The following is a 21,902-nucleotide window of genomic DNA, read 5'->3' as shown; positions in this document are numbered from 1 at the left end:
GTATAAACTTTGACAATATAACAAAAATGAAATCTCCCAATCTTTTTGTTTTTTCACTGCTTTTTTCCTTTCAATTATTTGCACAAGGACAAAGCAGTATTACTAAAAACATTAAAATACCGCAGAGTAACGGTTTTAGTTTCACCACCTATGATGCAGGTGTAAATAGCGAACTTTCGGAAATTGGCACCGCCTTCTTTATGAATAAGTACCTCATCTTATCCAATAAGAAAAGGGGCTTTTCCACTGTTTCTATCGATCCGAAAACAAATACGCCAAACCACAACCTGTTTTGCGTTGAATTCGACAAGAACGGCAACCTGTCACGCCCGGTAATTTTCTCCAAACTTTTGGACAGCGACGGTAATGAAGGTAGTGTTACCTTTTCGACAGATGAGAAAACCATCTACCTAACCCGTTCCAAAGAAGACAACAGCAAACAGTTTTCACTTTATAAAGCTACCCTTGATTTGGAGGCAAAAGGATTCTGGAAAGACATACAACCATTGGCAATTAACGGAAACTATTCTATCGAAACACCATTTATGGGACCAAAAGGCCAGAAAATATACTTTTCGTCCGACATGAAAGGTGGTTTTGGTGGTTACGATTTATATAGTGCCGAGGTCATGACTGACGGTACTCTAACCAATGTTACCAATCTTGGACCAACGGTTAACTCGGCCAAAGATGAAAAATACCCGTATGTAACCGGCGATAACCGTTATCTATATTATTCGTCAAACGGACACGAAACGTTTGGTGGTTATGACATTTTCCGTGTTTCATCGGTAAACAATGAATTCATCAACCGTTCCAACCTGGGCGAAACGATCAACACCAACAACGATGAGATCGCTTTTACATTTAGCTACCAAAACAAAGGTTATATTTCATCCAACCGAAAAGCTGACAAATCCGATTTTGACATTTACAAATTCGAATTAGTTGTATTGGAACAGAATTTCAACGCCGTGGTGGAAGAAAACAAAACCAAAACAGTATTACCAAATGCCACGGTTGTGGTTAAAAACGAATTTGGTGACATCATCAAAACCCTTAAATCCGACAACAATGGAAAATTCGGACTTAAGATGGATCCATTAGTGGATTACACTATCGAAACCACCAAAGAAGGGTACGAACCGAACACCCATTATTTCAAACCAAACGGCAATAGCCTGGACTATACAGGCAAAATCGACTTAAGCCAGTTAAAAGCAAAAGTAACCGATAGCGCGATCGAAATTGAAAACATTTATTTCGATTTCAACAAAGTGACACTTAAAAAAGAATCGGAATTATCCTTAAATAAGATCCTTGGCGTATTACGCGACAACCCGGAGATGAAAATCAGCATTAATGCACACTCCGATTCTAAAGGTAAATCGGATTACAATATGGTTTTATCCGAAAAGCGTGCCCAATCGACTTACAATTATTTAATCAACAACGGCATTTCCAAAGACCGTCTGGCTTACAAAGGTTACGGAAAATCACAACTTAAGTTTAAATGCAACGGCAATTGTACGGAAGAACAGGAAAGCCAAAACCGCCGCGTTGAATTTATCATAAAAAAATAAACCACTATAATTACTTAAACAAACCCCATGAAAAAATTATTCATTGCAGGTATTATTACGGTATCTGTTTTATCCGCATCATGCTCAAGCGGTTGGAATTGCAAATCAAGTTATGTAAAAAATGACGTAACAAAAAAGAAAGAAATGCAGAAAGAAGCATAGCAAAAAGTCCCTTATTAGGGACTTTTTTGTTAGTTTTGCCGTCCTTAAAAAAACAGCATAAATCGAGATGGGCGCATTTGTAATCACCAAAAGAGAAAACGGACAATACCGCTTTAATTATACTTCCCGCAAAGGAAAGATCATCCTGACCGGCGCCAGTCATAATCAGAAAGTAGGTTGCGTACGCGATATTCAGATGCTAAAGCTCTACCACGCCGACACGTTGTTTTTAAAGTTTAAAACGCCGGGCGGAAAGTATTTTTTCCGCGTAGTGATTCAGGATCATATTTATGCCACCAGTCGGAAGTTTACCACCGAATTGCGGATTGCCAAAGGGATTGAAGAGATCCAACGCAATGTCGAAATAGCCGAAGTACTGGATTTTAGCGTCGAAATTTTCTTTTAAAAATACTTTTTCACATTTTTTGAATCGCTAATAGTACTTATTTTCAGCATCATTCAAAAAACCCTGTAATTTAAAGGCATTCTATCACAAATAAAGCTTGCAGAATTAAAATATAATACTACCTTTGCAGCCGATACCAAGAAATGCTCGAGTGGTGGAATTGGTAGACACGCTGGACTTAAAATCCAGTGAACAGTAATGTTCGTGCGGGTTCAAGTCCCGCCTTGAGTACAAATCGGAAAGATATTTAATTGAATATTTTTCCGATTTTTTATTTTATAAAATTTTGGATATCAATTATTTACAAAATAAACTAGATTTCAAATTCTCGTTTTCTTCAAAATTACATTTTTACCCTATTGAACCAACCCAATAAAACACAAACATCTAAACATCAGCACATTACAACCTGAAAATCAGGTTTTTCAATCAATTATACATTGGTTTCCCAGCATGTTGGTTGACAGGACATGAACCACTACAACAAACTGATTTACAAGCAAAAATAAATTCAAAAAAATCATTTTTACCCTCTAATGATCAACAAGGTTATTTTCTTTAGGAAAACGACGATATTTTTAAGATTTTCAGGTTGAAGCATTTTCTTTTCCTTAAAATAGTCCATTTTATTTAATATCAAACATCACAAAAACAAGAACTCTATGTATTTTACACAGTGTTCCTGTTTCAATTTTGTGTAATACTTTAATTATCCCATTTCTGCATTTCTTTTATTTTAACTGTGTCCACAATTTTTGCGTAAACTTGTGTCGTTCGGATACTTGTATGTCCTAAAAGTTTACTCACTACTTCTATCGGAATACCCAGTGATATTGATGCAGTAGCAAATGTATGTCTAGCTACATGACAAGTAAGCTTTTTTTTGAGTCCCAGATCTGCACCTATTTTTTTTAGTTCTTTATTAGTCACCTTATTACAATACACCCTAAATACACTACTTCCTTCAAAAGTTATATTAGGAAGAAACATTTTTGCTTTTTTACTTAGAGGAATATTTACCAAACATCCTGTTTTATGCATACGAAGGCGTATAGAATTATCAACTATTAAATCAGTTGAGAAGGTTTTTAAATCAGAATACCGAAGTCCGGTATAACAAGCAAATAAAAAATATCCAAGAATATCTTTCTCTATCAATTTTGCAAAATTATCTTTTGAATAATAATCAGTAAGTTTATTTAACTCTTCAATTGAGAGAAAATCCCTTTTTCCATCGACTTTTTTTATCGAAATATATTGAAATGGGTTCGTCTTTATATAACCAAATCGCATAGAAATATTGACAAAAGTTCGGAGGACTCGCAGACTTTTACTTGCTGTATTTTCATTATTGCTTAAAGTATTTAACATATATTGTCTGTAATCATTTATAAATCTTTCATTAATATCTGAAAAAAGTATTTCTTTCTTGAATTTAAGCATCTTGGAAATCTGAGATTTGTACCCGAACCAGGTTTCTGTCTTGAATTTTGTTTTATTTTCTTCTAAATAACCAAGAATATAATCTGTAAAACTTTGTTCTACTGAATAATGATTTAAGGCTAGTAAACGGTCTTTGAACTGCACTAATGACAGAGGGTATTCTTCATTTAAAAAATTATTCACCAATAACTTGATGGATTTTTTATCTATTGCATCCAGTATCATGTTGTATCTTTCATGGTAATTATTTTGAGATTTCACCCGTTGATTTCTCAATGACCAATCACGCAAAGGAATCGTTACCGGTGTGGCGGTTTCTATTTTCTTTCCTTTTAAAAATGCTCTCAAATAAATTGGATATAATCCCTGTTTGTTCTTTTCTTTTTTTATTACAAAGCGATAGCTTATTTGTATGCTCATAGTTACTGAAGTATTTGTGAAGTGAATTTATTCATAATCTGTAAAGTGACAGATTTAAAGCAGTAAAAACCAGTATCTATATTCAAAATTTGGAGAGATAGGAAAACCTATGCCTTTGTTGTCGAATAAAGGAAAGAGTTTTCAAGGGAGTATTGTGTTGGGGAAAGGTTTTATATTAACTCCAGAAGAAGCTTTATCTTTGATTGATAAGGATCCTCGAAATAAAGAAGTTTTGTTTCCTTACTTAAATGGAGATGACCTTAATAACAGCCCCACTCAAGAACCTTCACGTTGGGTAATTAACTTTTTCGATTGGTCAGAAGAAAAAGCTCGAAGCTATCCAGACTGTTTTGATATAGTTGAACGTTTAGTAAAACCAGAACGTCTAATTCAGAAAGATAAAGGAGGTAAGGAAAAATGGTGGCAATTTTTAAGACCAAGAAAAGAACTCTACGCTACTATATCTGAGTTAGACCAGGTAATGGTTATTACTAGAGTTTCAAAATATGTTGTAACTACTTTTGTTGACTCTTCATATATATTTATGGATAAGATCGTAGTATTATCTTATGAACAGAAAGATGTTTTTTCTGTTTTACAATCAACAATATTTGATAGTTGGGCTTGGAAGTATAGTTCTACACTAGGAGCAAATACTATTAATTTTTCACCTAATGATTGTTTCGAAAATTTCCCATTTCCATTATCAACTGAAAGTTTAGAAAAAATTGGTGCATTATACTATAACTCCCGAAAAGAATTGATGAAGAAATCTCAATTAGGGCTCACCAAGATATATAATCTTTTCCATTCTGAGAATATCAGTCAAAACGCAAATATTTCTAAGTTAACTTTTTTACAAAAACATTTAGAAAAAGCTAATTGTTGCTTGAAGATTGAAGAAATAGTCTCCAATATACAGAATCTAAGAAATCTACATATTCAGCTTGATCAAACAATAATTAATTCATATGGCTGGAAAGACATAGTACTTACCCATGATTTCTATGAAATAGATTATCTGCCCAAGAATGATCGGGTGAGATTTACAATGCATCCAACTGCGAGAAAAGAAATCCTTAAGCGATTACTTATATTAAATCTTCACCGATATAATGAGGAATCAAAATCCGATACCTTTGATAAAAATATTAGTAAAAAGAGATCGAAATCGACTCACAAAGCTTCAAATATTATGTTATTTCCCGAAGATTAAAATAACTTCGGGAAATTATTTTTATTAATTCTCTTTTTAGACTTGAACATAATGTTAGAACTTTTAGATTCTTCCTCATTGTACAGCTGATGATTCAGTAGAAGTAAGCGTTTTAATACTTCTCTACGAGCCTCGGGATGAATAGTGAAACGTGTGTTATCATTTCCTGGTAAATGTTCAAGATTATAAAAATCGTGCTGTAAATTAAGATCGCTCCATCCATAAGCTAATAATACAAAATTATCCAAACGAGCCTGTAAACTTCTCATTTGATTAATAATATCATTTATTTCGGAATAATCTATCTCATTATATTTTTGGAGGTGTTTTTTTAGCCATGCATTTGTACCATCATGCAAATTTCTATCATGAAAAAGGTTGTATGTTTTTGTTAATCCAATTTTAATACGCTCCATCACCTCTTTTCGTTTTGAAAAATATGATTTAGCTAATATTTCTAAATTGCCTTTTTCATTATCCATGATTTTTGGTAGTGGAAAAGTTTCGAATACATCCGATGGGGTATAACGAGTATCTGATTTTAAAGCTGATGCATATTTCTGTACCCAAGATTGATGTATCGAGTTCTGCAATAAACCAAAATGTAAATAATCATCAAATCTAAGTGCAATACACATCATAGAGATAACTTGATTTGTAGGCACAAAAGTAAATGCCAAAGTTTTGCTTACTTGGGCAATAACCATTACCTGGTCTAACTCAGATATGGCATTATACAGACTTTTAGCATCAGAGCCGTATTTCCACCAATTTTTTTTTCTGTTTTTATTAGTTGCACTTTTCGTCTCATCTAATTTCATCCTTTCGTGTTTAACGAGATTTTCAATAATCTCATAACAGTCTGGATAGCTTCGAGCTTTTTCTTCTGACCAATCGAAAAAGTTAATTACCCAACGTGAAGGTTCTTGAGTGGGGCTGTTATTAAGGTCATCTCCATTCAAGTAAGGAAACAAAACTTCTTTATTTCGAGGATCCTTATCAATCAAAGATAAAGCTTCTTCTGGAGTTAATATAAAACCTTTCCCCAACACAATACTCCCTTGAAAACTCTTTCCTTTATTCGACAACAAAGGCATAGGTTTTCCTATCACTTCGGAATCATCCAAATAAGATGTAATTCTATCTACCGATTTATTGTCTAAAATAAACTTATTTTTCCATTCGCCTTTATGGATAGTAATTAAAGAAACCTCAACAGCAGCTTGTCCCGGCCATTTCATCGAACGAATAGCATGATTAATAACTCCCTCATTTGAACATATAACATCTAAGCCTCCTTCACGCGCAGAACCTTGAGCAATAGTATTTGTAGAAATTAAAGCCTGAAATCCATTTATTTTAATTACATCAAAAATTCTTCTGAAAAAATAGGTTACTAAATCTACTGCTCCAATCGGTCTATATGTATACTTTATATATTCAAGAAAATTAGTCCCGTAATTTCCACTTAACTTTTGTCCTCCTAAAAATGGGGGATTACCTAATATGCAATCAAAACCTCCTTGTTGAAAAACCTCCGGAAATTCCAGAAACCAATGGAAGAATTTTTTATTTTCTGCAATTGTCATACTTGCACCACGATCTAAGATCTGAGTGCCAGAATTCAAATAAGTCTTATATTTGCTATTTGTAGTTAGCTTGTCTATGTTTTCTGTTGTTTTAGGAATGAAGAACTGTGCTACTTGTAAGTCTGCCAGTTGTTTGAGTCTGAACCATTTTTTGCCATTGGTTAAATCGTGATAAACTTTAGCTTTCTTTTCAATTTGCTCAGAAGTTTTCTCTGGCATTTGGCTAAACTGATCTACTGACTTTTGTACATCTACAAAATCACTATCAACTGCCTCCAGATCAAAAAGCTCACTCATTTGCAATTTATGCTCTTCATCGTTACGTTTCTTAAAAGCAGAAGCTATTGTTTTTTCATCGCCAGACAAGAACTTAAAAGCTTCACTAGCAATACCATTTTTCAGTTCTTCATAATGTGCCAATCCTACAATGGCATTACCATTTTTAATATGATGGTCTAGAAAATTTAAAGGTTCACCTGGATCATGAGCTTCTAGCCATAAAGCTACTTTACATAGCTCTACAGCTAAGGGATTTAAGTCGACTCCGTATATGCAGTTTTTAATTACATCACGAATTGCCATACGCAAAACAGATGGTGTAGGCTGATCTTCATTACTTCTTATTCTTGCGAGTTCAAATCCAATTCTTCGGGCAGCGGAAAGTAAGATATGACCACTTCCACAAGCCACATCACATACTGTAATACTCAACAATGCCTTTTCGGGATCGGCTTCTTTTAATTTGTCAGCAATCACATAATCTAAAGAATGGATAATCAATGGCTTTACCAACTCTTCAGGAGTATAGTGCGAACCAGATGAAGATCGGTCATCACCCCGTTTAAATCTAAATTCGACGTTTTCTACTACTGGCTCAAACTCTAATAATCCTTCATACACCGAACCAAATTCTTCTACATCTAAATCTGCATAGTTCACCCGAATGGTCTGTTTGTTTTCATTTTCAAATGTAACTAAAGATTTAAACACATTCAATATATCTACATTACTCAATCTAGTAGATTCTATACTTACAATAGCGTTCCGATTAAAAATCCCAGAGCTTAGTGCTTCAATTCCCAATTCTTTGCCATAATGTCTATCTTCAAAGAGCCTGAATGTTGTCATTAATGATTGCCAAAGATCAGTTTTATTAGGATCAATATAAACCGATTTGTTCACTAGAAAAGTAAGACGTTGAATGCTGTAATACTGGTAGTAAATATCTTTAAGCTTCTTTTCTTCTTCTGTTAAATTTTCTTTGTATATCAGATTACGCTCTTCGATTACCAACAGAAACAATATCCGATATACAGATCTTAGGATATGTAAGTAGTAATCTTTTACGGAAAGCGTTCCTTCTTCAAAAGCACTTCTTAATTCAGTATTTTCCTGTTGTGAAAGTAGTCCATTAGCTAACGCTAGGATTGAATGCTCAACAGCCAAACTTAATCGCTCACGAATACGTGATCCTGAAGCTAAAGCTTCGTTATGATAATATTCAAGAACAGCATCTTTCCCTTCTTCCTTTTTATCGTTGATGCGGGAAGCGTGTAATAAACGGTAGAAAATGGCAAATTCGGCATAGTGTCCCTCTTCCATCATTTGCTCAAGATTGAACTCCAGATAGCTTAGTCTTGAAAGTCGTGTCGCATCACGCAATACACGGAAATGATTTCCATTGGTTACAAAGCCATAAATATATTCTGTAGAATTAATATATTCCTGCACCAATGAATGAGGAGACAGTCTTGGTCCGCTCTCTGCCTTTTTATCCATTGACTGCTCGCTACCCACAATGTGTATAGGAAAATTATCTTTATTGGAAACTCTGTGGGAAATAGCATAAGATTTTCCATTAACAATTTCAGCATTGGAAAGAGCAACCTGATAGCCTAAAATATTGAGAAGCGGAACAATCCAATATTTGCGAGTTTCCGAAATTCCTTTATCAATTTCTGAAAAAGAGCTTCGTTTCTGTTTAAAGATTTGCCAATGTGTATTGAGCAGGCTCCAGGCGTTACTTATCTCATCTCGAACTTGTTCACTAGGTTTTAATCCAAAGTCTTGCGGTTTTTGAAAACTAATATCATCCTGACGAATTTTTTCAAGAATTTCGCTGGTAAAAATATTCCCCTGTATATTTATAGTTGTTAATTTCATGGTCTAAAAAAGGTCTTTAGGTTTTGGCAATAAGATATAAACCCCCATTACATCTGGCGGAAGCACTGGCGTTGATTTCTCATAACTACGCCCCCCAATTAACGTTTTAAATCGTCCGTGAGCCTCAACTAATCTATCGGCACGCTCTGTCGCAATTTCTATAAAAGCATCTTTTTTATTTCCAAACGAATTTAGTTCTATTCTCAAAAGTTGCTGCTGCTGTTCAAGTGGCATATTGCTCAAAGGAATAGCTTCATTCATGAGTTTCTGTGCCTGTTCAAAATCAATAGGTTGTAAACCATTTGTATTTTCTGTGTACCCCCATAAATACATTTCTTCTGCTACAGATTCATTTCGAGAACGTACTTCTTTAACTACATTTCTAACTCTAAACATTACCAAAGTTGTCTTATTTTGAACACTTTTTGTTTGCATCACACTAGTTCTTGCTAAACCATAGGAATTACCTTTTTCTTCAAACGCATTACTCACTATGTAATGACAAAGCTGCTCCACAAAGCGATGATTTCTTCCAATATATTGGTACCCTTTAGGTGTAGGTGAAATGAAAGCAATTTTAGTTTCTGTTTTTCCTTTTAGTTGTTCTGTTTTTGAAAGCAACGCAACTTGTAAATGTTTAGGAAGATTCGTTGTCTGGATTTTATACCCTTCAAAATCAGGTGTAACTGAGGCTCCTAAAGATTGTAAAGCAAATACAGTAAAACTTTCCACAACTTTCGGATCACCAATTGCTTCATCTACTTCTTGTAGATCTTTTTTAATTGTTTCGGCATCTACAGATTCCTGAGCAAAAATAGAGCGCAAGTTTTCTCCTTTTTTACGAGCCATTTCCAATTCATTATCAATTTTTATTTTGTCTTCGGCAAAAAGAGTCAATTGTTCTGTTTCTGATACAGTTTTCAAAATCTTTTGTGTAAGTTCTGCCATCAGCGATTTATTATTTTCACCTATAGGAATCGTAACTCCGATACTTTTTTGAATTTCACGTACTTTACGAATCAGTACCTCCAGAATAAACTTATCCATCGGATTATTTTCTCCATAAAGCATATATGTTTTAATATCCTTTGAAGCTTGCCCGAAACGATCAACCCTACCTTCTCGTTGTTCTATTCTGTTCGGATTCCAAGGAAGGTCATAATGCAAAACTGCATTAAAGTGATCCTGTAAATTGATTCCTTCACTTAAACAGTCTGTAGCCACAAGAACTCTTTTTTCCTGTTCTCCCATTCTTTCAATTTCTTCTTTACGCTGCTCATCCGCCAGTTCAGAAGTAATAGCCTGTACTAATACGTTTTTAGGAAGAGCTTCTTTTAGCTTCTCTTCCACATATTTTGCTGTAGCAATGTAGTGACAGAAAATGATCGGCTGAAAGCCTTCTTTTATCCATTTTCGAATCAAATCAATGGTATGTTTTATCTTAAGATCTGTTTCTTCATTTTCATTTAGAAACTCCGCTCGTTTTAATAATTTGGTAAGTCCCTCCAATTCTGCTGTTTTATAATCAACAGCATTTAACAGATCAGATCTCGAAAAATCCACACCAAAATCATTTTCTTCAAACAATGTATCTCCTACAGCGTCTGTACCAATTTCGGTCAGTTTTTCTTCTACAGTCAATTTTGCCTGGCGTTTTTCCAACATTTCTTTTGCCATAGCAGGACTTGACATGGTTCCTTTAATCAAAGCAATTGCGGCCCAGGAACGCAAAAGTCTTGTATTTTCATTGTCTGTCTCAACATCTGAAATTCCTCGTGCAAATGTCACTAGTTCATTATAAAAGACTTTAGTTTCTTCTGACAATGTGAAACCTACTTCCTTAGAATCCCTTTCAGGAAACAACGTATCTTCATTTAACCATCTACGGATATTTTCACGCTTACGCTGGATAAAATACTGTGCAATTTTTCGTCTGTCAGCCTGTTCAAGTCTCTCAAAATTTAATCGCTCGAAAACTGGGTTTAATAAGCCTAAAAGGGAAAGAAACTCTTCATCCTTACCACTGTGCGGTGTTGCGGTAAGTAATATCAAGTGTCTATTTTTATTTAAAGCAATATCGTGAACTAGGTTATATCGCTGTTGTTGATTTTTTGAAGATGCTCCTTTTGGCAAGGTACAAGTATGCGCTTCGTCTACAACAACTAATTCAGGACAATCATTTAGGAAAATACCTCTACGTTTATCTGTTTTTATATAATCAACTGAAATTACCTGATAAGGAATATGATAAAATACAGAGTGATCATCAGACACTATACGATCTAAACGGGATGCTGTACTGGAGCGAATAATTTCCGCATCAATATCTAATTTGTCTTTTAATTCCTGCTGCCATTGTTCGCACAAATGAGGTGGACAAATCACTGCAAATCTTTTGATCTCGCCTCTTTCAATCAGCTCCTTGATAATGAGTAAAGCCTCTATCGTTTTTCCAATACCAACATCGTCAGCAACCAAGAGTCTGGCAACATCCTGCTTCAGTGCCATTACTAATGGAACAACCTGATATGATCTGGGTCTGAAGGAAAGTTTTCCCATACTTCTAAATGGACCCGCGGCATTTCTTAAAGAAAGACGGGAGGCATTATACAAAAGTTTCGCTGTTTCAAAGTTTCCGATTTGAGTTGGTGTTGGTTCTTTAAAGGTCGCTTTCTCTATGGCTTCGATATCTTTGGCTAAAGGCATAAAAACACCGGTAGTTTCCTCATCGGAACCACCCAGTGGTTTTACCAAAATAACTTGATCTTCATTAGATGGGAGTACCATCCAATCTCGATTTCTATATCGTATTAAGTTTCCCGGAGTATATTTATTGTTCATTATTTATACTTACTTTTTTATTAACCCATGAATTTACTGACAGGTTATCGTATTTTTCTAAAAATGTCTTTTCGTCTTGCCATTAATTCCTCCAAAGGCTCCATATAATGCCAGCGTATAACATCATAAGCTCCTTCTTTTAATATTTGATCAATCATTTGATCGCGTTTTTTAACTTCCTCTAAGTCATGTACCGAACCATCGCAGAAGATTAATGTAAAGCCAGAATTGTTTTTATAAACAAAGTCTACATTAATATAATAGCCCTCCATATTAAATTGAGCTTTATCAGGAAGTGCATATCCGTTTTCATATAGGTGTTTTATCAGCATCAGCTCTGTACTACTTTTTTTATCATACGCATCTAGTAAATAACGATATTGTTCTTCCCTATCATTTTTACCTTGTACAGGATCGATCTCACAGTCCATCAGACTTTCAAGAACACCATAAATCTTACCCCTATCTAATTGTTTATGATGTATTTGATTATAATAGCTTAATAAGTCCTGATAGGTGGCTTTTGGCAATGATTTTCCCAATTCCGTTTCTGTTCTAGTTTCCGGATCATAATGTATGACCTCATAGGAAGTTTTAAACCATTCTCTCATTTTGACAGGATCAGAAATTAATTGTGAGAGTATACCAAGAGAACCTTCTGATGCTTCATAAATAAGAATATTAGGCTTTTCTTTATCTCCAATTACACTTACCGCCATTTCACTTTCTTCTACAAGTAATAATTTTTCTATCCCCCTTTTTAAAGCATAGCTTAATGAAATAACCTGATCAGGTGTGGTTCCGATATTGCCTAATGGCTGAATATACAAAACATCTGCGGTATCTTTGGTGTAAAGCGTAACATCTCTTGTATTTTGCTGTAATTCTACATTATTCGCTAAGTTTCGTTGCTGCACCCAAACACCATTCCTTTGGTCAATCTTGAAACCGTCATTTGGTGATCTTTTTGCTTTTTTATTAACTTTTATCAGATTAGCAGCTTTGCTAAAATATAATTGAAGTAATTTTTCACCACCTTTTTTTAAAACAACAGACTCTGTATTCTCAATTCCATGAGGAAAATTAAAATACGAAAAAATGTCATAACCAGATCGACTTCTTTCCTCTTCAATACAGGAGATTTTTTGTAAAGGAATACCTTCACACTCCGAAAATTCTAAAACTTTAGAATAATTAGTCGTGCCACTATTTAAAAGTGGACTTTTAGTAATAGGATCAATATTAGCTATTTTAATTTCATCATTTAGAAAGGCATAGCCTGTTTTATTGGATATAAGTATCTCTTCTGTAACATTTTCAAGATCTGAAACCATCATTCGGTTGATTCTGAATTTACTTCCTGAATGATAAACAGTATTTGCCGGTCCAAATTCAGATAAAGCCAAAGCACGAGGTCGTGAAAGAACTTCTACATCATCGCGATAACTTTTACCTAATACAGCCCGAACCGGAAGACGTGTAAAATTATAGCCTGGTAAAAATCCTTCTGCTGCCAGATAACGGAATACATAAAACTCAGAATTACTAGAACTCTGTTGCTCTTCATTTTTCAACAAAGCTATTTGCTTTCTAGCAAATCGTTCTTGTTTAGCAGCTTCTTTTCTTTCCACACTATCCGCTTTGTAAGTATGATTATCCAAAATTGCTTGAGCTTTATTTCTAAGCATACAAGCATTTTGAAACATCCGGATCCAACGCTTAAATGATAAAGCAAAATGGATTGGAAATTTCTGAATCTTGTCTAAGATCCATGATTGAGTAAACCAATTGGTTTTATTAAGCTCAGGTAATAAGGAATAAGCTATCTTTTCAAATTCAATAAACAAATCATTTTTTGAGATAGAGACCAGATGCTGTATTCTCCCCAATATATCATTTTTTATGAAGACGTTTTTTTCATCAGATAAATCTAATACATCTGCTACCGAGGTTTTTAGTTCACTAATCTCCAATCTCATCAATAGAAAGGCATTCAGATGAGTTGTTATAAGCTCTTCATTTATCAGATCAATTCTAGGTGGCTGTACAACACCTGCAACCATTTCCGTGGAATTTTTAAAATAATTGACATCATGAGGAGACATAGTAGAACAGTAGGTAAAAACTAAAGCTGTCTGTCCTCCTCTTCCTGCACGTCCACTTCTCTGAGCATAATTCGCCGCATTGGGAGGAACATTCCGCATATGTACAATGTTAAGATTAGCTATGTCGATACCTAATTCCATTGTAGGCGAACAATACAGAGTGGAAATATCTCCTTTTCGGAATTGATCCTCTCTTTCGATTCTTTGTGTTGCACTAATTTGTCCTGTATGCTCTTTTGCTATTAGTTCTTTTTTAAATTTATTAAAATCTGTCTTATACAAATTTTGGAAATAAAGATTAGGAATTAATTCAGGTAGTTCTGCTTGAAAATTGAAACGTGTATGATCTAACTTTAATCTTTTCCCATCTCCTTTTATCCATAATAACTGATCCGATCTTAATTTATAATACTGTAAATCAGTATTTTTCTTATCTTGTTCGATTGTGATAAGATTTGCCTTTTCAAGTTGAGTAAGTAGTTCTTGAATAAACTCGTTGTAAGCATCTCTATTCATTTTTTGATCACCAGCTTCAACCACACAACGATTGATGTACTTACCTAAATTAGATCTAAGTCCCATTGACACTACATATTTTCCTTTTGGCCTTGGAGAAGGAATGGTTATAACCATTTCAGCAGGTTTATCCAACTTTTCATTATAATCAAGAGACCATAAAGATTCAGGATGTAGTCGGTCTCTCATCAACTCTTCAATATTGGCTATATCTTTAAAAAATTTATGATCAAGGGCAAAGTTGGTTCTAAAATAATCCAAAACATTGCTTAAAAATTCTTTCCTGATCTCTTTAGCAGCATTTTTTAAAAAGCCAAGATTTTTAAACCGATCGTCTAATTCCGAAAGTCTGTTCAGATTTTTATAATCAATATCTAAAAGCGCTACTTGTTCCAAGTTAGGCAATGTATATCGCCAACCTCTTTTCAAATCTTGAAATATTCTATACTTCAGATAATCCTTAAGTGCTTCAATATTTCTTTCATCAGGAAAATCCTCATCTCGTGATGGATATAACGCATAATCTTTTTCTTTTAATCCCAGACTACGGAATAGGGACTCTGCTATTTCGTGTATTTCAAGAGGTTTTTTATTTTCTTTTAAAGCTTTATAGAGTGCTGATCTCAAACGAACTGTTGTATAGAAGTCATTAAAGTGCCCCGATTGCAAAGAAGCATCTTGTCTATTATCTGTAAAACTTAATAGTTTTTGATCCTGCAATTTTTCTCCTTGCTCTGCAAGGCTGTTAATCACAGCATAAGAAATTACGGAAGTTGCAGTACTTCTACCTTCTGAACCTAATCTGGAAAGCTTTGTAAAATCACTGGTTTTACTATCTTCATAAATAATTTGTGCCGTTGGGTCAATTCTCAATTTCGCAGGAATGAAATAACCTTTTATAGGGAACTTAGGTTCGAAAGAAAACTGTCCGTCACTATTAAAATATATTTCATGTGGCATCAGCATTTGATAATAAGGAAGAAGTTCACTTCCTCGCTTGTTAAACCATTCTGCAGGCACTAAATCACGAAAATCTGTATTCCAAAAATCTTCTCCCTCATCTAATACGATATATCCAAACTTAAAATCCTCTATATCTGGACTTTTCTGATTAACTTCAGCTTTCTTTTTATTTACAAATTCTTTATTTGGTATAACCGGTACAAGTTCATTGTTATGAATATCTAATTCAACGCAAAGAAATTCGTAACCGGAATATCTGGAAAAAAGTAACGGGTAAAGTTTTCTTTCCTTTCCTTCAATTTTAATGAAAGGCTCATCAGATGAGGTTATATATCGTGTATTTCTTGGTTCGAGTGTTACTGAAATCGATCCTGTCTGAGAAATGAATTGATGAAAGCGAAAAGGAAGGAAGGATTTACGAGTTCCTTTTAATCTATTACTCTCATTAATGCGTTCTGCCCATTTTAAAAGATCATAAAGAATGCCTCGTATCTCATCTTTCGACAAAGACGTTTCATTATGTATTTTTTCTGCAATTTGGTCGATACTTAGCGGCTTTCCCCTTTCTAATACATTGTGATTAGTCTTTAACGCGATATTCGTCTCCAACCAATTAGCCAAATCATTCTTAATAAAATCTTCTTCTGTTCCCTCAGGATCAATACCATTCCGTATTGCATTAGTTAATTGGAAAGGGTTTACCTCTTTAGCGATAGTACAAGGCTCAAGATATTCATTAACAATATACTCCGACGGAAATTCTTTACCAAATATCTGTGTTGCAACCTCAGCTATTTTTTGCTTTTTTTCTTCAGGAGAACCTTGTGAAGCCATAGTAGCCGAAGTACCTATAAAAATTAAATCATTTTTCGTAAAAGCCTGAATTCTTCGGTTCAATAAACTTACATCGGCTCCTTGCCTACCTCTATAGGTGTGGAGTTCGTCATAAACTATATATTTGAGGTTTTTAGCCATTGAATCTCTTAACCATTTTTCAGATTGTCTAGTCATTATTAGTTCCAGCATCATATAATTAGTTAAAAGAATATCAGGTTCTTCATTCTTTATTTGATCTCTGACATTTCCAGACTCTTGTCCAGTATATTGGGCAAATGTGATAGGAAAACCATCACCATAGGTATCAGCATATTTTTTAATTTCTTCATATTGGGAATTGATTAAAGCATTCATAGGATAAACCAATATAGCTTTCACTCCTTTTTCTTTTCCTACTTCCCTCTTAAAAATATCATTAAAAATAGTAGCTAAGAACGTTAAAGACTTACCCGAACCTGTACCAGAGGTCACTACAAACCCTTTATCTTGGATACCAATTTGAATTGCTTCAACTTGATGTTTGTATAGCCTATACGAACCTAAAGTTTTTGATAGATTTGAATGAATTGTATTTTTCTTAATTAATTCATCGAAAGATTCTCCTTTTTCAAAAGAAGGATTAAACTGTATCAATGGTTTAGGTAGAATATTGTTGATCAAAGTAGAATCATTAACAAAATCAGAGATTCTTTCATCTTTAATATTAATAAAAGATTGCAAATATGATTTGTAATCTTTTATAACTTTTTCGTGAGTTTTAAAGGCATCCATTGTTAATCGCGTTTGTAGTAAATATAGTAAATTGTAATAAACAGAAAATAATTATCCATCTACAAGTTCTTATACATAGCAAGACACAAATTTTATTATGTAGAATCTTATTTAGAAATTTCATCAATATTCTCCCTATCTAACAACTTCTTTTCAATCGTTTAACCCCTATCTAGATTAATCTATTCTTTAGTATTTTAGATTCTAATTTATCCATTAAAAATGGTCTAAATTGATTTACTATCAGATAAAAAGTATTCTGTTATATCCAAACAATTTCATTTGAAATATGATGGTTTTAGCACTGTAAATTTTAAAATTAAAATCAAGACAACAATATGGTTTTCCATAAAAACAATCCAAAATAAGTATTAACAAGTAACTTGATTAAGTAAAAACACTACAAGTATATGTTTCAACAACTCAATAAAAAAAATCCGGAATAAGTTTATCCCGGACTCTATTTTAAAAACCAATTTCTCTAATAAATATTAGTGATTTTTTACTTCATCACCTCGGAACTTGACAGTACATCGAACACCTCCTCTCCTCCTTCATCCTGAATATTGACCCAAAGTGACTCCATTTGTCCAAGATCGGCTTCGAATCGGTTCGAGATTTGTACCACAGTGGGTACAAAAGCTCCAAACGATGTTTGGAGCTTTTTTGTTTTACAATGATTTGAATATCAATTATTTACAAAATAAATCCAATTTCAAATCCTCGCTTTTTTCAAAATTGCGTTTGTAGTCTATTGAACCAATTCAACAAAACACAAACGATTAAAAATCAATATATTACAATATAAAAATCAGATTTTTCAATCCACTTTTAGGGGGTTTCCCAGCATGTTGGTTGACAGGACATGAACCATTACAACAAACTGATTTACAGGTAAAAATAAAATCAAAAAATTCATTTTTACCCTCTAATGATCAACAGGGTTATTTTCTTTAGGAAAGTGACGATATTTTTAAGATTTTCAGGATTAGATATTTTCTTTTCTGCAAAATAGTCCTCAAGAAAGATTAAATACTTTTCATCCATTACCTGGAAAGAACCTGATTCATTATAGCTGTGATTTCTCTCAGCGATATGCCGGATAAGTAGTACTTGAAAATTTGTTGAACGATTTCTGCTTCCTGATGATTTACAACAAGAAGATCTCTACTATTGCTATAACCATAGGGGGCTTTATTTACAAACCGTCCTTCCAGATGTGCTCTCTTTACCCCCCGGATGGTTCTGGCACGGATATTTAAAAGTTCAGCATTTGCAGTGGCATATCGGAATGCACGGCTAATGAATACCGTTGGATCTGTCGGATCAATATCAAGTGGTTCGTCCACAGAAACCACTTTAACGCCATACTGACTCTCAAATTTCTTTATCTTTAAAAGAGCCTCGGAAAGATCTCTACTAAAACGATCGTGCTCCATAACGATCATATATTACACCAATCCTTTATTCTGCTTTATAAACATTTCGAGTACCTGAAAATCCAACCGGCTAAAAGAAGAGCTACACTGACCATTGTCTTTGAAAAGCGCGATGAGTTCCAGTCCGTATTTAGCGCAATAGGCATTTATGGCAGCTTCCTGCACATCTAAGGAGTATCCCGACTGATCCTTCGAACTTAAACGTAATCTATTATTTTCACAATCAAACATCCTACTCTTACAATGTAGTGATATAATGATTTATCACGCAACTATATCGCATTGTTTATTATTAGAACATGTTTCACTCTTTTATATTCCAACCACATTTTTAATCATAATACTCTATTATACCAGCAATTCCATATAACACATCATTAAAATAGTTACTATACTAATCTAATTCATCATTATTCAAATACTTAATTCGTTTTAAATCACTAACTTTACAATATCACTTTTAAATTCTCTTCACCTATGAAGCTATTGTAAAAAGTGATCATTTTAAATGAATAGTAAAATTATCGGTGTAGGAAATTATATTCCTTCACAAACCATTACCAATGTATTTTTTGATAAACATCACTTTTTAGACCAAGCAGGATACGTATTAAAACAAGATAATGCTACAATAGCTAGTAAGCTTAAAGAAATTACTGGTATTGAAGAAAGGCGTTACGCGAATTCTAATCAGGTTACTTCTGATTTGGGTTTTTTAGCGGCTCAATCCGCTATAACAGATTCCGGAATTGATCCGGAAACTTTAGACTACATTATTTTTGCGCATAATTTTGGAGATGTTCAGGCGGGTACAATACAATCTGATATGGTGCCGAGTCTTGCCTCTAGGGTTAAACATCTTTTAAAAATCAAAAACAATTTTTGTGTAGCTTATGATGTTTTGTTTGGATGTCCTGGATGGGTTGAAGGCATGATACAGGCTAATGCCTTTATAAAATCCGGAATAGCCAAACGATGTCTCGTTATAGGCGCGGAAACACTTTCCCGTGTGGTTGACATTCACGATAGAGACAGTATGATTTATGCTGATGGAGCCGGTGCTGCAATTCTGGAAATATCGGATGATGAATCCGGAATAAAATCGCATATATCCGGTTCATTTACCTTACATGAAAAGGATTATTTACATTTTGGGAAATCGTACAACAACGACAATTGCCCGAGTGTACGTTATCTAAAAATGGATGGCAAAAAGATTTATGAGTTTGCCCTTTTAAATGTACCGGGAGCCATGCAAAAATGTCTGGACGAAAGTGGTTATTCGATTAATGATCTTACTAAAATAATCATCCATCAGGCAAACGAAAAAATGGATGAGGCAATCGTTAAGCGATTTTATAAAATCTATAAGACAGAAGTGCCCGAAAATATAATGCCAATGGTAATTCATAAGCTTGGAAACAGTAGTGTAGCTACTATTCCATCGCTGTTGAAAATGATCATGAAAGGCGAGCTGCCTGAGCATTCCATAAAAAAAAATGATATCGTTCTTTTTGCCTCTGTAGGAGCGGGAATGAATATTAATGCATTTGTATATCGGTTTTGAAATAAAAAAAGGCGTGTATAAAACTTATACACACCTTTTTACAAACAGAACAGGCATTTATTTTCTTTTGACGTTGATTGCCGTTAGTCCTTTTCTACCTTTTTCAATGTCAAATACAACTTTGTCATTTTCTTTAATATTATCTAATAGTCCGGTACTGTGGACGAAAATATCTGAATTATTACTTTCCTGAAAAATAAATCCAAAACCTTTGGATTCATTGAAAAATTTTACGGTGCCTTCTTGCATCTCTTGTTTATTTAATTTATTACTATATTACTTTTTTTTAATAGTTGTGGCCTGATATCCTTTTGGTGTTTGCTCCTTTTTAAAGTGAACCAAATCGCCCTTACTGACAGGCTCGTTTAATTGGCCGTAGTGAAAAAACACGTTTTCGCTGGTGTTATCTTCCGTGATAAACCCATATCCTTTCTCACTCATATAAGACACTATACCTGAAAAATCAGAGTCGAGCATATCTGCCTGAGCCTTTTTAGCCCGTTTTGCTTTTGCAAAGTCCTCTTCCTTATTCTGAAGATGAGGAGGTAATGAGGTAAAGTTTCCATTGACATCGATATAAATGATCATATCGTCAAGGCTTTTTCCTTTATTGTTGTTTGTTTTCCGTTCTTCCCTGCGGGATGTTTTATCTTGTTGCTTTTTTTGCTTCTTTTTATTGTTCTCTTTTTTTGAAAACGAATCTGCCATATTTACTGATTTCTTTTAAATTAAACGGGAATGGAGTAGCTTTTTTTGGGATGTAGGACCATTATGCTAGGACCAATTAGTTTCTGAATGCTTTTCAATTCTTTTTTCTCTTCATCATCACAAAATGAAATAGCAATACCTTTCATTCCGGCACGTCCTGTTCTTCCGATTCGGTGAACGTAAGTTTCCGGTACATTGGGCAATTCGTAATTGACAACATGTGGTAATTCATCTATGTCAATTCCTCTTGCTGCAATGTCGGTTGCAATTAAAACGCGAATACGATTGTTTTTAAAATCATTTAATGCTTTTTGTCGGGCATTTTGGGACTTATTGCCATGTATTGCGGCGGCATAGATTCCTGTTTTAGCCAGCCTTTTCGCTAACTTGTCGGCTCCATATTTTGTACGGGCGAAAACCAAGGATCTTTCGATCGAAGAATCATCCAGAATATTCATAAGTAAGTCAAACTTTTCATTTTTATCTACAAAATACACCGACTGTTTTACAGTTTGTGCGGTAGATGAAACAGGAGTCACATTGATTTCTATAGGGTTGTATACCATAGTATGTGCCAGTTTCCGTATTTCAGGAGGCATTGTTGCCGAAAAAAACAGGGTTTGTCTTTTTGAGGGAAGCTTTGCCACTATTTTTTTGACATCCTTTACAAATCCCATATCTAACATGCGATCGGCTTCATCCAATACCAGTATTTCGATAGCGGATAGGTTGACATGGCCACTTGCCATAAGGTCTAATAATCTACCCGGGGTGGCAATCAGAATCTCGATGTTTTTTTTAAGAGCCTTTATTTGGTGCTCTTGCGATACACCTCCAAAAATTACCAAATGATTTGATGCGAGTTTTTGGCTATACATTTTGAAATTTTCATCAATTTGTATTGCCAATTCTCTTGTGGGAGCCAATACTAAAGTTCGGATACCTTTTTTAGCAGTAGGATTCTGGTGTAATAATTGCAAAACAGGTATCGCAAATGAGGCCGTTTTTCCGGTTCCCGTTTGCGCACAACCGATTACGTCCTTACCATTTAAAATTGGAGGAATCGCTTGATGCTGAATTTCAGTTGCTTCTTTATAACCGGCCTGATTTATAGCTTCTATAATAGGCGGTATTATATTTAAGTTTTTAAAGTTCATTATATGTGTGTCGGAA

13 protein-coding genes and 1 tRNA gene are annotated in these 21,902 nt (G+C 34.3%); 5 read left to right on the top strand and 9 right to left on the bottom strand.

Going from position 1 to position 21,902, the window contains the following annotated elements:
* Nucleotides 1–26 precede the first annotated feature (26 nt).
* From ABFU83_RS16380 to ABFU83_RS16370, 3 genes are all read left to right on the top strand, one after another.
* Nucleotides 27–1,583: an OmpA family protein gene (locus tag ABFU83_RS16380; RefSeq protein ID WP_347067485.1), complete on the top strand. Its 1,557-nt coding sequence runs from the start codon at nt 27–29 to the stop codon at nt 1,581–1,583.
* Between the two features lie 229 nt (nt 1,584–1,812).
* A complete protein-coding gene (locus tag ABFU83_RS16375; RefSeq protein ID WP_347067483.1) occupies nt 1,813–2,151 on the top strand; it encodes a DUF1508 domain-containing protein in 339 nt (112 codons plus the stop codon).
* Between the two features lie 145 nt (nt 2,152–2,296).
* A tRNA-Leu gene (locus ABFU83_RS16370) sits at nt 2,297–2,382 on the top strand.
* A gap of 474 nt (nt 2,383–2,856) precedes the next feature.
* On the opposite strand, the gene ABFU83_RS16365 is transcribed toward ABFU83_RS16370, so the two are convergent.
* Nucleotides 2,857–4,014, bottom strand: coding sequence for a site-specific integrase (locus ABFU83_RS16365; RefSeq protein ID WP_347067482.1), 1,158 nt, complete (start codon nt 4,012–4,014; stop codon nt 2,857–2,859).
* 115 nt (nt 4,015–4,129) lie between these two features.
* On the opposite strand from ABFU83_RS16365, the gene ABFU83_RS16360 reads away from it, so the two are divergent.
* Nucleotides 4,130–5,230 (top strand): type IIL restriction-modification enzyme MmeI, encoded by a 1,101-nt coding sequence (locus ABFU83_RS16360; RefSeq protein ID WP_347067480.1) that lies wholly within the window; start codon nt 4,130–4,132, stop codon nt 5,228–5,230.
* On the opposite strand, the gene ABFU83_RS16355 is transcribed toward ABFU83_RS16360, so the two are convergent.
* The 5 genes from ABFU83_RS16355 to ABFU83_RS16335 all read right to left on the bottom strand — a co-directional run bounded on the left by ABFU83_RS16355 (nt 5,227) and on the right by ABFU83_RS16335 (nt 18,685).
* Entirely contained in the window at nt 5,227–8,982 is a 3,756-nt protein-coding gene (locus ABFU83_RS16355; RefSeq protein ID WP_347067479.1) for a DNA methyltransferase, read from the bottom strand. The two genes, ABFU83_RS16360 and ABFU83_RS16355, sit on opposite strands and share 4 nt — an antisense overlap.
* Before the next feature lie 3 nt (nt 8,983–8,985).
* A complete protein-coding gene (locus ABFU83_RS16350; RefSeq protein WP_347067477.1) occupies nt 8,986–11,823 on the bottom strand; it encodes a helicase-related protein in 2,838 nt (945 codons plus the stop codon).
* A 44-nt stretch (nt 11,824–11,867) separates the two neighbouring features.
* A complete protein-coding gene (locus ABFU83_RS16345; protein WP_347067476.1) occupies nt 11,868–17,015 on the bottom strand; it encodes a DEAD/DEAH box helicase in 5,148 nt (1,715 codons plus the stop codon).
* Between the two features lie 1,046 nt (nt 17,016–18,061).
* Nucleotides 18,062–18,454 carry a recombinase family protein gene (locus ABFU83_RS16340; RefSeq protein WP_347067475.1) on the bottom strand — a complete coding sequence of 131 codons (393 nt, stop codon included), beginning with the start codon at nt 18,452–18,454 and terminating at the stop codon, nt 18,062–18,064.
* Between the two features lie 12 nt (nt 18,455–18,466).
* Nucleotides 18,467–18,685 carry a recombinase family protein gene (locus tag ABFU83_RS16335; RefSeq protein ID WP_347067474.1) on the bottom strand — a complete coding sequence of 73 codons (219 nt, stop codon included), beginning with the start codon at nt 18,683–18,685 and terminating at the stop codon, nt 18,467–18,469.
* 277 nt (nt 18,686–18,962) lie between these two features.
* On the opposite strand from ABFU83_RS16335, the gene ABFU83_RS16330 reads away from it, so the two are divergent.
* Nucleotides 18,963–20,021 (top strand): ketoacyl-ACP synthase III, encoded by a 1,059-nt coding sequence (locus tag ABFU83_RS16330; RefSeq protein WP_347067473.1) that lies wholly within the window; start codon nt 18,963–18,965, stop codon nt 20,019–20,021.
* A 57-nt stretch (nt 20,022–20,078) separates the two neighbouring features.
* On the opposite strand, the gene ABFU83_RS16325 is transcribed toward ABFU83_RS16330, so the two are convergent.
* Genes ABFU83_RS16325 through ABFU83_RS16315 form a run of 3 tightly spaced genes read right to left on the bottom strand, consistent with a single transcriptional unit; the run spans nt 20,079 to nt 21,886 of the window.
* Nucleotides 20,079–20,270: a cold shock domain-containing protein gene (locus ABFU83_RS16325; RefSeq protein ID WP_347067472.1), complete on the bottom strand. Its 192-nt coding sequence runs from the start codon at nt 20,268–20,270 to the stop codon at nt 20,079–20,081.
* A gap of 27 nt (nt 20,271–20,297) precedes the next feature.
* Nucleotides 20,298–20,729: a cold shock domain-containing protein gene (locus ABFU83_RS16320; protein WP_347067471.1), complete on the bottom strand. Its 432-nt coding sequence runs from the start codon at nt 20,727–20,729 to the stop codon at nt 20,298–20,300.
* A gap of 20 nt (nt 20,730–20,749) precedes the next feature.
* Nucleotides 20,750–21,886 carry a DEAD/DEAH box helicase gene (locus ABFU83_RS16315; RefSeq protein WP_347067470.1) on the bottom strand — a complete coding sequence of 379 codons (1,137 nt, stop codon included), beginning with the start codon at nt 21,884–21,886 and terminating at the stop codon, nt 20,750–20,752.
* Nucleotides 21,887–21,902 lie beyond the last annotated feature (16 nt).

It is taken from the genome of Flavobacterium sp. WV_118_3 (genome assembly GCF_039778605.1).
Lineage (GTDB): Bacteria > Bacteroidota > Bacteroidia > Flavobacteriales > Flavobacteriaceae > Flavobacterium.
The sequence above is the reverse complement of the archived record's forward strand: the minus strand, read 5'-3'. Positions and strand labels throughout refer to the sequence as shown.

What these genes read in the sequence shown, in the direction of transcription:
- ABFU83_RS16380 (WP_347067485.1), top strand. Translation starts at nt 27, where the DNA reads ATGAAATCTCCCAATCTTTTTGTTTTTTCACTGCTTTTTTCCTTTCAA.
- ABFU83_RS16375 (WP_347067483.1), top strand. Translation starts at nt 1,813, where the DNA reads ATGGGCGCATTTGTAATCACCAAAAGAGAAAACGGACAATACCGCTTT.
- ABFU83_RS16365 (WP_347067482.1), bottom strand. Translation starts at nt 4,014, where the DNA reads ATGAGCATACAAATAAGCTATCGCTTTGTAATAAAAAAAGAAAAGAAC.
- ABFU83_RS16355 (WP_347067479.1), bottom strand. Translation starts at nt 8,982, where the DNA reads ATGAAATTAACAACTATAAATATACAGGGGAATATTTTTACCAGCGAA.
- ABFU83_RS16350 (WP_347067477.1), bottom strand. Translation starts at nt 11,823, where the DNA reads ATGAACAATAAATATACTCCGGGAAACTTAATACGATATAGAAATCGA.
- ABFU83_RS16345 (WP_347067476.1), bottom strand. Translation starts at nt 17,015, where the DNA reads ATGGATGCCTTTAAAACTCACGAAAAAGTTATAAAAGATTACAAATCA.
- ABFU83_RS16340 (WP_347067475.1), bottom strand. Translation starts at nt 18,454, where the DNA reads ATGGAGCACGATCGTTTTAGTAGAGATCTTTCCGAGGCTCTTTTAAAG.
- ABFU83_RS16335 (WP_347067474.1), bottom strand. Translation starts at nt 18,685, where the DNA reads ATGTTTGATTGTGAAAATAATAGATTACGTTTAAGTTCGAAGGATCAG.
- ABFU83_RS16330 (WP_347067473.1), top strand. Translation starts at nt 18,963, where the DNA reads ATGAATAGTAAAATTATCGGTGTAGGAAATTATATTCCTTCACAAACC.
- ABFU83_RS16325 (WP_347067472.1), bottom strand. Translation starts at nt 20,270, where the DNA reads ATGCAAGAAGGCACCGTAAAATTTTTCAATGAATCCAAAGGTTTTGGA.
- ABFU83_RS16320 (WP_347067471.1), bottom strand. Translation starts at nt 20,729, where the DNA reads ATGGCAGATTCGTTTTCAAAAAAAGAGAACAATAAAAAGAAGCAAAAA.
- ABFU83_RS16315 (WP_347067470.1), bottom strand. Translation starts at nt 21,886, where the DNA reads ATGAACTTTAAAAACTTAAATATAATACCGCCTATTATAGAAGCTATA.